14 protein-coding genes are annotated in these 14,223 nt (G+C 62.4%); 13 read left to right on the top strand and 1 reads right to left on the bottom strand.

Translation table 11 applies throughout. The features are described 5' to 3' along the window. Nucleotide 1: 1 nt before the first annotated feature. From FYJ85_RS03275 to thiC, 4 genes are all read left to right on the top strand, one after another. Nucleotides 2-433, top strand: coding sequence for a TIR domain-containing protein (locus tag FYJ85_RS03275; RefSeq protein ID WP_106054824.1), 432 nt, complete (start codon nucleotides 2-4; stop codon nucleotides 431-433). A gap of 9 nt (nucleotides 434-442) precedes the next feature. After that, the gene (gene glmS / locus FYJ85_RS03270) at nucleotides 443-2,278 is read left to right on the top strand and encodes a glutamine--fructose-6-phosphate transaminase (isomerizing) (RefSeq protein WP_106054825.1); all 1,836 of its coding nucleotides are present in this window, start codon (nucleotides 443-445) and stop codon (nucleotides 2,276-2,278) included. Beyond that, nucleotides 2,279-3,574, top strand: a complete 1,296-nt coding sequence (locus FYJ85_RS03265; RefSeq protein ID WP_106054826.1) for a 3-deoxy-D-manno-octulosonic acid transferase — start codon at nucleotides 2,279-2,281, stop codon at nucleotides 3,572-3,574. It begins immediately after the preceding gene. 177 nt (nucleotides 3,575-3,751) lie between these two features. Continuing rightward, nucleotides 3,752-5,050, top strand: coding sequence for a phosphomethylpyrimidine synthase ThiC (gene thiC, locus FYJ85_RS03260; protein WP_106054827.1), 1,299 nt, complete (start codon nucleotides 3,752-3,754; stop codon nucleotides 5,048-5,050). A gap of 56 nt (nucleotides 5,051-5,106) precedes the next feature. Here thiC and rhaM read toward each other — a convergent pair whose 3' ends face one another. Beyond that, nucleotides 5,107-5,421, bottom strand: a complete 315-nt coding sequence (gene rhaM, locus FYJ85_RS03255; protein WP_106054828.1) for an L-rhamnose mutarotase — start codon at nucleotides 5,419-5,421, stop codon at nucleotides 5,107-5,109. Nucleotides 5,422-5,546: 125 nt separating this feature from the next. Here rhaM and FYJ85_RS03250 point away from each other — a divergent pair, with 125 nt between their 5' ends. The 9 genes from FYJ85_RS03250 (at nucleotide 5,547) to nagB (ending at nucleotide 14,223) form a co-directional block, all read left to right on the top strand. After that, nucleotides 5,547-6,626 (top strand): tagaturonate epimerase family protein, encoded by a 1,080-nt coding sequence (locus tag FYJ85_RS03250; protein ID WP_154416975.1) that lies wholly within the window; start codon nucleotides 5,547-5,549, stop codon nucleotides 6,624-6,626. A 61-nt stretch (nucleotides 6,627-6,687) separates the two neighbouring features. Beyond that, nucleotides 6,688-7,140 carry a preprotein translocase subunit YajC gene (gene yajC, locus FYJ85_RS03245; protein ID WP_154416974.1) on the top strand — a complete coding sequence of 151 codons (453 nt, stop codon included), beginning with the start codon at nucleotides 6,688-6,690 and terminating at the stop codon, nucleotides 7,138-7,140. A gap of 24 nt (nucleotides 7,141-7,164) precedes the next feature. Then, nucleotides 7,165-9,825, top strand: a complete 2,661-nt coding sequence (secD, locus tag FYJ85_RS03240; protein WP_106054831.1) for a protein translocase subunit SecD — start codon at nucleotides 7,165-7,167, stop codon at nucleotides 9,823-9,825. A 96-nt stretch (nucleotides 9,826-9,921) separates the two neighbouring features. Further along, on the top strand, nucleotides 9,922-10,245 hold the full coding sequence (locus FYJ85_RS03235) for a YbaB/EbfC family nucleoid-associated protein (RefSeq protein ID WP_158704225.1): 324 nt from the start codon (nucleotides 9,922-9,924) through the stop codon (nucleotides 10,243-10,245). Nucleotides 10,246-10,258: 13 nt separating this feature from the next. Beyond that, nucleotides 10,259-10,864 (top strand): recombination mediator RecR, encoded by a 606-nt coding sequence (recR, locus tag FYJ85_RS03230; RefSeq protein WP_106054833.1) that lies wholly within the window; start codon nucleotides 10,259-10,261, stop codon nucleotides 10,862-10,864. Further along, the gene (rnhC, locus tag FYJ85_RS03225) at nucleotides 10,864-11,808 is read left to right on the top strand and encodes a ribonuclease HIII (RefSeq protein WP_154416973.1); all 945 of its coding nucleotides are present in this window, start codon (nucleotides 10,864-10,866) and stop codon (nucleotides 11,806-11,808) included. The genes recR and rnhC overlap by 1 nt, the downstream gene beginning before the upstream one ends. After that, a complete protein-coding gene (locus FYJ85_RS03220; protein ID WP_154416972.1) occupies nucleotides 11,802-12,836 on the top strand; it encodes an aldose epimerase family protein in 1,035 nt (344 codons plus the stop codon). Before rnhC ends, FYJ85_RS03220 begins: the two co-directional genes overlap by 7 nt. After that, nucleotides 12,836-13,327, top strand: coding sequence for a CYTH domain-containing protein (locus FYJ85_RS03215; protein ID WP_106054836.1), 492 nt, complete (start codon nucleotides 12,836-12,838; stop codon nucleotides 13,325-13,327). The genes FYJ85_RS03220 and FYJ85_RS03215 overlap by 1 nt, the downstream gene beginning before the upstream one ends. A gap of 110 nt (nucleotides 13,328-13,437) precedes the next feature. Continuing rightward, a complete protein-coding gene (gene nagB / locus FYJ85_RS03210; protein WP_106054837.1) occupies nucleotides 13,438-14,223 on the top strand; it encodes a glucosamine-6-phosphate deaminase in 786 nt (261 codons plus the stop codon).

Below are 14,223 nucleotides of genomic sequence, written 5' to 3'. Positions count from 1 at the left end.
GATGGATAAAAGGGAAAACAACCTGAAAACGATCTATCTGTCGGGCCCGATCATGGATGAGCATGCGGGGGCGGCGCGGGAGTGGCGCGAGTGCGCGAAGAGCCTCCTGGCGGGCCGCTACCGGCTGCTCGACCCGATGCGGCGCAAATTCGTCGACCGTGAAGTGGACAGCGCGAACGAGATCGTCGAATTCGATTTGCTCGACGTCCGCAACGCGGATATTATTCTGGTCAATTACAGCCGTCCGAGCATCGGAACGAGCATGGAGGTTTTTTACGCTTCGCACGTGCTCGGCAAGTTCGTGGTGGCGTTTTCTCCCTATGAATACCGGGAGTGCAGTCCGTGGATGGTCCGCTACTGCACCAAGATTCTCGGTTCGCTGGAAGAGGCGGCCGAATATATTGCAACTCACTTTTCGCAGGAAATGGAGTAGAAACGTCTTATGTGTGGAATTATCGGATATACCGGCGCCCGCGCCGTTCCGCCGATCCTCCTGGATGGTCTGAAACGTCTGGAATATCGCGGTTATGATTCGTCCGGCATGGCGCTGGCCGGGGCCGGGATGATGGCGGAGCTCAAGGAGGTCGGCAAGGTGGCGCGGCTCGAGGCGGCGCTTCAGGCCGAGTCCGGGCTCCGGGAGTTTACCGGCTGCGGCATTGCGCATACGCGCTGGGCCACGCACGGGGTGCCGTCGACGGTCAACGCGCATCCTCACTGCGACGGGAAGCGGGAGTTCGCGATCGTCCACAACGGCATCGTCGAAAACCATCATGAGCTGCGGAGCCATCTGGAGAAGAAGGGGTACCGCTTCCGTTCGCAGACCGACTCCGAAGTGATCGTCCACCTGATCGCCGACGCGTACAACGGCGATCTGCTGGCCGCGACGGCCGCCGCGCTGCGGCAGGTCTCCGGCACCTACGGTCTCGCGGTCGTTTCGGTGCACCACCCGGGACTCATCGTCGCCGCCCGCAAGGGCAGCCCGCTGGTCATCGGGCTCGGCAGCGGCGAAAACCTGATTGCGAGCGACATCGCGGCGCTCCTGACCCACACGCGGCAGGTCATTTACCTGAATGACGGCGACATCGCGGCGATTTCGCCCGAAAGCGTCGATCTGCGCGATATCTCGAATGTCCCCGTCGAGCGGGAGGTCGCGAATATCGACTGGGATGCGGCGGCGGCCGAAAAGGGCAACTATCCGCACTTCATGCTCAAGGAGATCTTCGAGCAGCCCGAGACCATCGAAAATGCGATCCGCGGACGGATCAACTACGAGATGGGCACGGCCATCCTGAACGGCCTGGGGTTTTCGCCGTGCGAACTGGCGCAGATTTCGCGCATCGTCATCGCGGCCTGCGGCAGCAGCATGCACGCCGGCATGGTGGCGGAGTATTACTTTGAGGACATCGCCGGAATTTCGACTTCGGTCGAGCAGGCGGCGGAGTTCCGTTACCGCAACCCGATCATCGAGCCGAATACGCTCGTGATTCCGATCAGCCAGTCCGGCGAAACCGCCGACACGATCGCGGCGGTCCGCGAGGCGGTCGGCAAGGGGGCCTATATTTCGGCGCTCTGCAACGTGGTCGGTTCGACCATCGCCCGCGAGGCCGGGCGCGGCGTCTATCTGCATGCGGGGCCGGAGATCAGCGTCGCGTCGACGAAGGCGTTTTCGAGTCAGGTCGCCGTGCTTCTGCTGATGGCGCTGCTGCTCGGGCGCAACCGGCGGCTGAGCCGCAGCGAAGGGTGCGAGCTGGTGCGCGAGATCGAGCAGACGCCGGAGCTGATCCGCAGCGTGCTGGCCCAGGCGGAGGAGATCCGTGCGATCGCGAAGCGTTACGCCGGGTTCGACGATTTCTTCTATATCGGCCGCGGCTGCCTCTACCCGACCGCGCTTGAAGGGGCCCTGAAGCTCAAGGAGATCAGCTACGTCCATGCCGAAGGGTATCATGCCGCCGAGCTGAAGCACGGCCCGATTTCGCTGCTGGACGAACGCCACCCGGTGCTGGCGCTGGCCAATGACATTCCGGGGCGCGACAAGATTCTCGGGAACATTCAGGAGTGCCGCGCGCGGCGCGCTCCGGTGGTCGCCGTGGCGACGGCCGGCGACCGCGAGGTCGAGAACCTGACCGACGATGTGATTTTCATTCCGCATTGTTCGCGTTTCATCGCTCCCCTCCCGACGACGGTGGCGCTTCAGCTGTTTGCCTACTACATCGCGGTGGAGCGCGGTTGTGAAATCGACCAGCCGCGCAACCTCGCGAAGAGCGTCACGGTGGAATAAATGTTTCGCTTGATCTACAATCTGTTCATGCCGGTCGGCTTTCTCTTTTACGTGCCGGGGCTTTACCTGAAATACCGGCACCGGCCGGGCTGGAAAAACACGTTCATGGAGCGTTTCGGCTGTTTCACCCCGGAGCGGGTGAAGGAGCTTGAGGCGTTTCACGGCGCGGTCTGGGTTCACGCGGTCAGCGTCGGCGAGGCGGTGGTGGCGCTGTCGCTGCTGCGCGCCTGGCAGGCGAAGCATCCGGAGCGGAAGTTCATTTTATCGACCACGACCACGACCGGTCAGGAGCTCGTGCGGAATCAGGCGCCGGCGAATACGGCGGTGATTTTCTGCCCGATCGATTTCCTCTGGATGGTCCGGCGGGCTCTTTCGGTGCTGAAGCCGTCGATGCTGGTGATTTTCGAAACCGAAATCTGGCCGAACCTGGTGGCGGAAACGCGGAAGCGCGGCATTCCGGTCACGCTGGTGAACGGCCGGATGTCGGACCACTCGGTCAAGGGCTACCGGAAAATCCGTTGTTTTTTCGGCCCGCTGCTGAAGATGTTCAATTTGATTTCGGTGCAGACCGAGGCGGATGCGGAGCGTTATCTGTCGGTTTCGCCCGAAGCGAACGTCGTTGTCTCCGGCAATCTGAAGTTCGACCAGAAGGCGCCGGGCGAACTGCCGGACGCGGGCTATTCCGCCTGCTTCGGCCCCGGGAAGCATCTGGTCCTGCTGGCCGCCTCGACCCATCCGGGCGAGGAGGAGCTCGTGACGGAAACCTATCTCCGGCTCCGGAAGGAGATTCCGAATCTGAAGCTGGTGCTGGTTCCGCGTCACGTCGAGCGGGCCGCCGATATCGTCGAGATGCTGAAGCGCCTCGGGGTTCGTTTTTCGCGGCGGAGTTCCGGCGGGGAGGCTGCCGAACCGGCGGATGTGCTTCTGGCCGATACGACCGGCGAGATGCTGAAGCTCATGAACGGCGCCGACCTGGTCATCATGGGCAAGAGCCTGGCCGGGCATGACGAGGGGCATAACCTCATCGAGCCGGCGCTGCTGTCGAAGCCGATCGTGACCGGTCACGTGCTGCGGAATTTCCGTTTTATCCTGAAGGTGCTGCTGCAGGAGAACGCAGTGGCGACCGTCACCGGCGACGGCGAACTTTACGAACAGCTGCGGAAGCTGCTGACCGACGAGAAGATGCGCGTGGAGCTCGGTAAACGGGCCGGGCAGGTGATCCGCCGCCATGCCGGCGCGGCCGACCGGACCATCGCGGCGCTCGAAAATTTGTTGGAGAATCCATCGAAACATTAACAATGCCTTTCTCGGAGGAGAGAGTACGGCGGAGCCGCCCGACACGCAGTGCGGGGCACGGTCTCTTCAGAGAGCGGGGCCCCCGAAAAGAACCCGGAGCTTTTGGGCGCAGTGCCCGAAAGACCTGAGGCCCGTGGCCGAAGAAAAAGCAACTTTTCGGGGAACAAAGGAGTACGAATGAAGATCATGACGCAGCCGGCACAGGCGAAAGCCGGCATCATTACCGCGGCCATGCAGCGTGTGGCCGAGCTTGAAAAGCTCCCGGCGGAGACGATCCGCGCGGGGGTTGCGGCCGGTACGATCGTGATTCCGGCGAACATCAACCACAGAAACCTCGAGCCGATCGGCATCGGGCGGATTCTGAAAACCAAGATCAATGCGAATATCGGCAACTCCGCCGTGGCGAGCTGTCCGCGCCAGGAGCTCGAGAAGCTCAATTATTCGGTCAGATACGGCGCCGACACGGTCATGGACCTGAGCACCGGCGGCAACATCAACGAGATCCGGCGCTCGATCATCGAGCACAGTCCGATTCCGGTCGGCACGGTGCCGCTCTACGAAGTTCTCGCGCGCTGCGGCACGGTGGACAACCTGACCGAAGAGCTGATTCTGCAGGTCATGCAGGAGCAGGCGGAGCAGGGGGTCGATTACATGACCATCCACGCCGGGCTGCTCAGGGCGCAGGTTCCGGCGGCGAAGAAGCGGCTGCTGCGCATCGTCAGCCGCGGCGGCTCGATCCTCGCGGCCTGGATGAACAAGTTCGACCGCGAAAATCCGTTTTACACGGCGTTCGACAAAATTCTGGAGATCTGCCGCCGCTATGACGTGACGCTGTCGCTCGGCGACGGCATGCGCCCCGGCTGCCTCGCGGATGCGAGCGACGAAGCGCAGTTCGCCGAGCTCGACGTGCTCGGCGAACTCGTGAGCCGCTGCCGCGCCGCCGATGTGCAGGCCATGGTGGAAGGGCCCGGCCATATCCCGTTCAACGAGGTCGAGATGAATATGACCCGCGAGCGCGAGCGCTGCGGCGACGCGCCGTTTTACGTGCTCGGTCCGGTGGTGATCGACTGCGCGCCGGGTTACGACCATATCACGAGCGCGATCGGCGCGACGATGGCGGCTTATTCGGGCGCGGCTATGCTCTGCTATGTGACGCCGAAGGAGCATCTCGGGCTGCCGAACGCCCGCGATGTGCGCGACGGGGTGGTCGCCTACAAGATCGCTGCCCATGCCGCCGATGTGGCGCTCGGCAAGCCCGGCGCCCGCGACCGCGATGACGCGATCAGCCGCGCCCGCGCCGAGTTCGACTGGGAGAAGCAGTTCGAGTGCGCGCTCGATCCGGAGAAAGCGCGGGAGCTGCGCGCCGAAGCGCTGGCGGAACGCGACCTGCCGCCGGACCACGGCCACGGCGACGAGCAGTTCTGCACGATGTGCGGGCCGAACTTCTGCTCGATCCGCATCAGCAGGGGGCTGTAGGGGAGAGGAGGCGCCGGGCGGGATATGGATTTCCGCCCGGTTTTCCGTATTCGGATTCAATCCATGTGGAACACTTCGACAAGCGGGGTAAAGACGGGGGAGTTGTCCGGGTTGACCTCCATGAGGTCGCGGTTGTATTCCCACCACTTTTTGACGATGTCGAGTTCGCCCATGCGGTCGGCGGTGTTCTTTTCGGTGAGGCGGCGGAAGGCGAAGAGCGTGAGCGTCTCCTCGTCGAGATAGATCGAATAGTCGCAAATGCCGCAGTCGGAGTGGGCTTTGACCAGCTCGGGCCAGATCCGGTCGTGGCGTTTGCGGTACTCCTCGATGCAGCCGGGTTTCAGTTTCATTCTGAATGCGTCGCGTAACATGGTGTCCTCCTGATTGACTCTCATTAATCTGGCATGCCGTTTTGGAAAATTCAAGTGCCTTGTCCTTGAATATCAGGTTGTTTGTGATATATTAAACTGTTTTGTTCAATCCATGACGGGAGACGATGACGGAGTTCGCGCAAAATATCCTCGCTTTGCTTGGAAAAAGTGAGGCGGAGATCAGGCCGCTGCTGCCGGAGAAACACGGCGGCTTCTCGCCCCGTCCCGCTTCGCTCCATCTGCTCGGGCGCAGCGCGGTCCTGGCCGGTTCCGAAGACGGCGTTCCGCTCCTGCTGGTCGTCGCCGACAGCCGGAGGCGTCTGCCTGACGGTTTCGAAGGGGAGCAGACGGCGCTGGCGGACGGCGGCGTTCTGTTGCGCTGCGGGCATTCCGCGGCCAATGCTGCCGCGCTCCGGCGTCATTTCCCCTGGTGTGCTCCCTCGGCTCCCCCCGCGTGCGCTCTTTCGGCCGGAGTCCGGCTTGACGGCGAAGCGGCGGAGCGGATCGGCCTTTTTGCCCGCAATGGCGTGTTTCCGGTGCTTTCGGGAGATGGGACGGCTGCCGTCCGGGCCGTGTTCGAGATTTTTTCCTGCGACTGCCGGAGCGGGTACGCCGTGGACGGCGGCCGCGCCGGGACGGTCTCCGCCTGTGAGGCGGCGCTGGCCGGCGGGGCGACGTTCATTACGCTGTCTCCTTCCCCGGCCCCGGCCGCTCTTTCGGCCGCGGCCGATTATGCCGGAAAGCATTTCATCACGGAGGACCGGCAGGCGTTTTTCTTCAATTCCGAGACCGCCGGGGCGTGCGTCGCCCGGTTCGGAACGCTCGCCGACTTTGCCGCGAAGGTCCGCGCCCTGCCGTTCGGAAAACGCGGCGCTTTCGGGCTCGGCATCGCGCTGGACGGCGGTCCGGAGCCGACGTGCCCGGCGGAGCATCTGTTCGTGATCCGGGAGCTCCGGCGGAGAAATCTGGAGATTTCCATTCTTTTTTTGCGCTGGCCGGAGGAGCCGGAGGCGTTCGCTTCCGCGTTTCGGCAGCATGTATCGATCGCCCGCACCTTCGGGGGGTACCGGCTCGCGGTTCCGTTTAGCCGGGAACTGCCGGCGAACGGTTCCGGCCGGTGCGAAATGCTTCATCTGGCGCCGGATGGGGAGCCGATCGAACAAATTCAGGCGCATTTTCAGGCGGCGGGCTTGAAAGAACGTTGAAAAGATGTCATATTAGTTCCATAACGCAGTCACGCAACAACCATACGTTTAAGGAGAAGACATGAGTTTGAATTTCATTCTGGCGGACGCTGCCCCGAAAACAGTTTCGATCGGTCCGGGAGCTCCGGCCCAGGCAGGCAATGCGGCGGTTTCGAACGCGGTGAAGGCGACTGAAACGGTTGCGGTCGATCCTGCGGCCGCCGCGGGGCAGGAACAGCCGCCGCAGCAGGTTCCGTTCTTCGCAAATCCGATCATCCTCATGCTGGTGGTGCTCGGCGTGATGTTCTTCTTCACGTTCCGTTCGCAGAAGAAGCAGCAGCAGAAGCGCCAGCAGATGCTCGACACCATCGTCAAGGGGACGCGGGTCATGCTGAACAACGGCATCTACGGCACGGTCACCGAAGTGAAAGACAAGACCTACATGGTCGAGATCGCCGACAAAGTGGTGGTCGAAGCGCTGAAGAGCGGTGTTGCCGAGGTCATCGGGACGGCTGCTCCGGCCGAAAAGAAATAAACGTTACGGAACGGCAGGACTGGAATGGACAAGAGACCGTTGATTTTGCGCACACTCATCACCCTCGTGGTGGTGGCCGTGTTCGCTTCCGCGATTCATCCGTTGTTTGAACGCGATTACTACGTGACCTTCCTCGGGCTGCTCGTGAAGCCGGCTTCGCCGGAAGAGGCGAGGAAGGTGCAGGAGGAGGCCGATGCGCTCGTGGCGGACGCCGAAAAACTGCGTGCCGAGGACCCGAACCTCTATCAGTCGCAGGCGCTGCTGAAGGCGGCCGACGACAAGGGCGTCGACCTGACCAAAATGGTCAGGGGCAATGATCTGCAGGACAACCGCGACGTGATGAGCGTCATCCGGAAGCACGCTTCGAGTTCGATCCGTCTCGGGCTCGACCTCAACGGCGGTGTCGAATTCATCCTGCAGCTGGTTCCCGACGAAGGGTTCCTGAAGGAGCTCGAGAAGGGCGGCGATGACGGGAAGAACCGCAGCCGCAAGGATATCGAGGCCGATATCAGGCGCAACTTCGACCGTTATCGCGATATCGCGATCGAGACGCTCCGCAAGCGGCTCGAGGGGCAGAAGATCTTCGAGGCGGAAATCGCTCCGTCGGGGGATTCGTATGTCGCGCTGCGGGCGCCGGTGGTGGCCAAGGACGAAAAAGTCAAGCTGATGAACCTGATCAAAATGAGCGCGAAGCTGAATTTCCGCATGGTTCACCCGCAGAACCTCGAACTGGTTGCCGGCATGACGGCCGACAAGGAGAAGAGTTTCGTGCCGCCCTTCGGTTACGAACTCATGAAGACCAGCGAATTCCGGGCCGGCCAGGAGCCGCTGGTGACCTACTATGTCGTCGAGAAGCGCCCGGCCATGACCGGCAAGGATGTGGTCAGCGCCTATCCGAACAAGGATCAGTTCGGGCAGCGCATGATCGCGCTCTCCTTCAATGCGCGCGGCGCGGCGCAGTTCGCCGAGGTGACCCGCGCGAACGTCGGCCGCCAGATGGCGATCGTGCTTGACGACCATCTCTACTGCGCTCCGGTGATCAAGGACGCGATCACCGGCGGCCAGGCGACGATTTCGGGCCGTTTCTCGGACGAGGAGATCAAGAGCATCGCCGATGCGCTCGTTTCGGGCAGCTTCCCGTTCCAGATCAAGATCGACGCGGTGTTCGACACGGATCCGAAACTCGGTGCGGCCAACGTGGCCAACGGCATCTGGGTCGGCGTCTTCTCGCTGCTTTTCGTCGCGGCGTTCATGTGCATCTATTACCGCCTGGCGGGTGTGATCGCGGTCTGCGCGCTGGGGCTCAACATCGTTCTCGTGCTCGGCGCGATGGCGGCGTTCAACGCGACGCTGACGCTGCCGGGCATCGCCGGCATCATCCTGACCATCGGCATGGCGGTCGATGCGAACGTCCTGGTGTTCGAGCGTATCCGGGAGGAGATGGCCGGCGGCAAGAATCTCCGCACTTCGGTCGACCTCGGGTACAGCCGGGCGTTTTCGGCCGTGTTCGACGCGAACGTGACGACGCTGATTACCGCGATCATCCTGATGTACGTCGGCACCGGTGCGATCAAGGGGTTCGCCGTGACGCTGTCGATCGGCATTCTGTCGAGCCTCTTCACGGCGCTGTTCGTGACGCGGCTGATCTTCGACTACCTGTTCCGCTACTTCCACCTGCAGAAGCTGACCATGATGCAGTTCTTCAAGAACGCGCATTTCAACTTCCGGGCCATGCGCGGCAAGGTGTTTGCGATTTCCGGGTTCCTGATCGTCGCGTCGCTGGTGCTGGTCGGCGTGCGCATCCACAACAGGAGCATGCTCGGCATCGACTTCACCGGCGGCACGGTGGTTTCGTTCAACTATGCGGAGCAGATTCCGCAGGGCGAGATCGAAAAGGCGCTGCAGGCGGCCGGGTATGAGGCGACGGTCACCTACAAATACAACGCGATGTCCACGACCGATGACCGCAAGCTCGAAATCCTGGTCCGCGGCGATCTGACCAAAGAGTCGGTCGATACGACCGCGAGCCCGAAGGACGTGCTGATGAACCTGCTCAACAAGGAGTTTCCGAAGGCGCAGCTTTCGGGCGGCCTCGAGTCGAGCGTGGGCGGACTCATCGGAGATGAATTCACGAAGGCGGCGCTGATTGCGATCGGGCTTTCGATCATCGGCATCGGCGTCTACATTTCGCTGCGTTACGAATTCACGTTCGCGCTGTCGAGCATTCTCGCGCTGGCGCACGATGTGATCATCGCGCTCGGCATCTTCCTGGCGACCGGCCGGACCGTGTCGCTGACGGTGGTTGCCGCGCTGCTGACCGTCATCGGTTATTCGATCAACGACACGGTGGTCATCTTCGACCGCATCCGCGAAAATGCGCGTCTCGGCGTCTGCGGGACGTTCGACGAAAATGTGAATCTGTCGGTCAACCAGACGTTGAACCGGACGATTCTGACCAGTTTCACTACCTTTATCGTGGTGTTCGTGCTGTTTCTCGGCGGCGGCATTGCGATCAACGATTTCGTGCTGATCATGATGCTCGGCATCGTCATCGGCACCTATTCGTCGATCTACATCTCTCCGCAGCTCGTGTCGCTCTGGCACGCGAAGGAGCCGGTTTCGACGAACAACAACGTGAAATCGGTCAGAAATCCCGAGCCGAAGAAGGCCGGTGAGAGCAAATAATTCCGGTGATGCGGAATTCCGGAGCCGGCTTGAATCAGTTGCAAGCCGGCTTTTTTTTCAGCTGACAACAAACAGGGCAATGCAAGGATGAGCAATATGTTCGGAAATCTGGGCGAACTCGCTAAAATGATGTCTAAGGCGAAAGATATTCAGGCCAATCTCAAGAAGTTCAAGGAGGAGATGCCGACCATGGAGTTTTCGGCGTCGAGTCCCGGGTGCCAGGTCCGGGTGACTGTGACCGGCGACTTCCGGATCAAGGAGATCAGCCTGACCGACGAGGCGCTGAAGGACCGGGCGCTTCTGGAGGAACAGATTCTGGTGGCGGCCAATTCGGCGCTGGCGGCAGCAAAGGCCACGGCGCAGGAGAAGATGAACGAAGTCACCGGCGGCCTCGGCGTCGACATGCCGGGTATTTTCTGAGGATTCGGCGCGGATGATGCACTATCCGGAAGCGGTGGAAGCCCTGATCGCGGCTTTGAAGCAGCTCCCCGGCATCGGCCGGCGCGGGGCCGAACGCCTCGCGCTGTCGCTTCTGGAGTGGGAGCCGGAGAAACTCGAATTTCTCGGCCGGCTGCTCGGCACGCTGCCCGAGACAGTCGGCAGCTGTCCGGTCTGCGGCGCGCTGGCCGACGCGGGGGAGCTCTGCATGGTCTGCGGCCGCCCGGACCGGGACGGCGGCACCGTCTGCGTCGTTGAGACGATGGCGCAGATGTTCGCGATCGAATCGAGCGGGAACTTCCGGGGCAGGTATCATGTGCTCGGCGGCCGCATTTCTCCGATGGATGCGGAGAACGGGGCCGGGCTGAATCTGCCGAAGCTGCTTGAACGCGCCCGTTCCGGCGAGGTGCGCGAGGTGATCCTGGCTTTGAGCAGCGATGTGGAGGGGCGGGCGACCGCGATCTATATCGCCGAGCTGCTGAAGGGCGCGCCGGTCCGGGTGACGCAGCCCGCGCTGGGGCTTCCGGCCGGGGCGAACCTCTCATATGCCGACGGCGCGACGATCACCGCGGCGCTCACCGGCCGCACCGAGGTGAAGTAATGGCGGAGAAAAAAGTGACCAGCTATGTCTGCACCGTGACGGAGGAGCAGGCGGAGCAGCTCCGGCTCCTGCTCGACGGACGCGGCTGGAAGTTCTCGGAGCAGCCGTACGCGCGCTGGAAGGCGGAGCTGGAAAAGACGAACGTCGTGGCCTACAACTCCGGCAAGCTGACCGTGCAGGGCGGCGGCACGGAGGATTTCGTGACCTTTCTGCTCGAGCCGGAGATTCTGCATACGTTCACGTTCGGGTATGAGGAGGAGCCGGCGGAAGAGGCGGTCGATCCGCACGGCGGGGTCGACGAAAGCGGCAAGGGAGATTTCTTCGGGCCGCTCTGCATCGCCGGCGTCTATGCCGACGAGGTTACCGGCCCGAAGCTTCGCGCGATCGGCTGCTGCGATTCGAAGCTGATCAAAAGTTCGAAGAAGATCATGGAGCTATCGGCCGGGATCCGGGAGATCGCCGGGAACGGCTGGACGGCGGTGGTGATCGGTCCCGAATCCTACAACCGGCTTTACGCCAAATTCGGCAACCTGAACCGGCTGCTGGCCTGGGGACATGCGCGGGTCATTGAAAACCTGCTCGAAAAAGTGCCGGCCTGTCCGCGCATGCTGTCGGATAAATTTGCGGACGAACGGCTGATCCGGCGCGCGCTTCTGACGCGGGGCCGGGAGATCCGGCTCGACCAGCGGACCAAGGCCGAGAGCGACGTCGCCGTGGCGGCTGCGAGCATCCTTTCGCGCGAGCAGTTCCTGCGCGGCATGGCGAAGCTGGAGGCCGAGTTCGGAATCGAACTGCCGCGCGGCGCCGGGCCGCAGGTCAAGGCGGCCGGCCGGAGCCTGATGGAACGGTTCGGCGCATCCGTCTTCGAGCGCTGTGCGAAGACACATTTTAAAACCTGGAACGAATTGACCGGCACGCCGGTCGAAGGAGGCGAATCATGGTAGTGAAGGATTTTTTCAAGACGCCGGACGGCCGGACCGCAAAACTGTACCGGCTCCGCAACAGCTCGGGTTTCGGCGCGGACATTACCGATTTCGGCGGCGCGGTGGTCAGCATCTGGGCGCCGGACCGGGATGGCCGCATGACCGATGTCCTGCTCGGCTTCGGCAATCCGGCCGATTATATCGAAAACGGGCCGTTCTTCGGCGCCGTGATCGGCCGGGTCGCAAACCGCATCGCCGGCGGCCGCTTCACGCTTGACGGCAAAGAGTACGAACTTGCGCTGAACGACAGCAACGGAAAAAATACGCTGCACGGCGGCGACTGCTGGGGGCGGCGGCTCTGGAAGGCCGACGTGATCGACAATACGATGCTGGCGCTGCGGCTTACGAGCCCGGACGGCGACGCCGGTTTTCCGGGTGAAGTCGAGGCGACGCTGGTCTACATGGTGACCGAGGCGAACGAACTGATTCTGGATTACACCGCGACGTCGGACCGGCCCACGGTGGTCAGCATGACGAATCACGCCTATTTCAATTTGAGCGGGGAATCCGCCGGAAACTGCCTGGACCACCGGGTCCAGCTCCGGGCGGACCGCCGGACCGAAGTGGACGAGTTTCTCGCTCCGACCGGCAGCTGTCCCCCGGTGGCCGGGACGCCCTACGATCTGAATGCCGGCAAAAGCTTCCGGCAGATCTTCGCGGACCTGCCGTGCGGCTTTGACGACAACTTCGTGCTCGGCGACGTCGACGGGGTCATGAAGCGCGATGTTGCGGTGGTCAGCTCCGACACGACCGGGATTGAGGTGCGCGTGTCGACCTCCGCTCCCGGAATCCAGTTCTACATGGGCTATTTTCTCGACGGGACCGCGGTCGGCAAGAACGGCGGCGGCTACCCGCAGTTCGGGGCCTTCTGCCTCGAGACCCAGCTCTGGCCGGACGCCGTCCACCATTCGGAGTTCCCGAGCGCGCGCCTTGAACCGGGCCGCCCTTACAAGCAGACCACGGTTTACCAGTTCGGGATCGCGGAATAATGGCGGTCGAAATCGAACGCAAGTTTCTGCTCGCTTCGGAGGCATGGCGTTCCGGGGCAGAGTCGGCCGTGCGCATGGTGCAGGGGTATTTCGAGCTTCTGCCGCCGTCTCCGACGGTGCGGGTCAGGATCGCCGGCGAGAAGGCGTTCCTGACCGTGAAGGGGCCGGTCAGGAACATCTCCCGCAGCGAATTCGAATACGAAATTCCGGTTGCGGACGCCGAAGCGATGCTCCGCGAATTCTGCGGCGGCCGCGTGGTCGAGAAGGTCCGCTACCTCGTGCCGTACGGCGGGTTCGTCTGGGAGGTCGACGAATATTTCGGCGAGAACGAGGGGCTCTTCACTGCCGAGATCGAACTGGACGGCGAGGAGGCTTCGTTCTCCGTCCCCCCGTGGCTCGGCCCGGAGGTCTCCGCAGACCGCCGTTACAGCAACGGCGCGCTGAGCCGGAACCCGTACCGGCGCTGGAACAACGCGCCGAAACAGGCATAGTTCGCAACTTTGCCGAAAAATCCATAAAATCCCCTCAAACATCCATTCGAAAAAGCAGGGTTCCGGTGTATTTTTATAACAGGTAAACCATTTTAACGAAAGGTTTCGTCATGGAAGTCATTATCCGTCCCACTACGGAAGAGGCCGTCAGACTCACTGCCGAACTGATCGCCGACGCGATCCGGCAGAAACCGTTTTTCAAGCTCGGGCTCGCGACCGGTGCGACGATGGAGGCGGTCTACGCCGACCTCGCCGAAATGAACAAGGCGGGCCGCGTCGATTTCTCGCGCGTGCACACCTTCAATCTCGACGAATACATCGGGCTGCCGCCGGAGGACCCGAATTCGTACCGCTACTATATGAACAAGCATCTGTTCAGCAAGATCAACATCGATATGCGGAACACGAATCTGCCGGACGGGCTCGCCGGGGATGAAATCGCCGAGGGGCTCCGCTATGAGGAAGCGATCGAGGATGCGGGCGGCATCGATCTTCAGCTGCTCGGCATCGGCAACGACGGGCACATCGGTTTCAACGAGCCGATCTCGTCGCTCGGCAGCCGCACCCGGGCGAAGGCGCTGACTCCGGCGACCTACGCGCAGAACTCCGTCTATTTCAACCCGCCGGAGTCGATGCCGAAGCGCGCCTTCACGATGGGCGTCGGCACGATTCTCGATGCGGAGCGCATCGTCATGCTGATCACGGGGGCGAAAAAGGCCGGCATTGCCGCGAAGGCGATTGAGGGTCCGGTCACTTCGATGGTCACGGGCAGCGCGATTCAACTGCATCCGAACACGGTGGTGATTCTCGACGAGGCGGCGGCGGCGGAGCTGACGCAGACCGAGTACTACAAGTGGGTTTTCGATAACGAACCGAAATGGGAGCCGTACCGGTAG

It is taken from the genome of Victivallis lenta, from assembly GCF_009695545.1.
Lineage (GTDB): Bacteria > Verrucomicrobiota > Lentisphaeria > Victivallales > Victivallaceae > Victivallis > Victivallis lenta.
The sequence above is the reverse complement of the archived record's forward strand: the minus strand, read 5'-3'. Positions and strand labels throughout refer to the sequence as shown.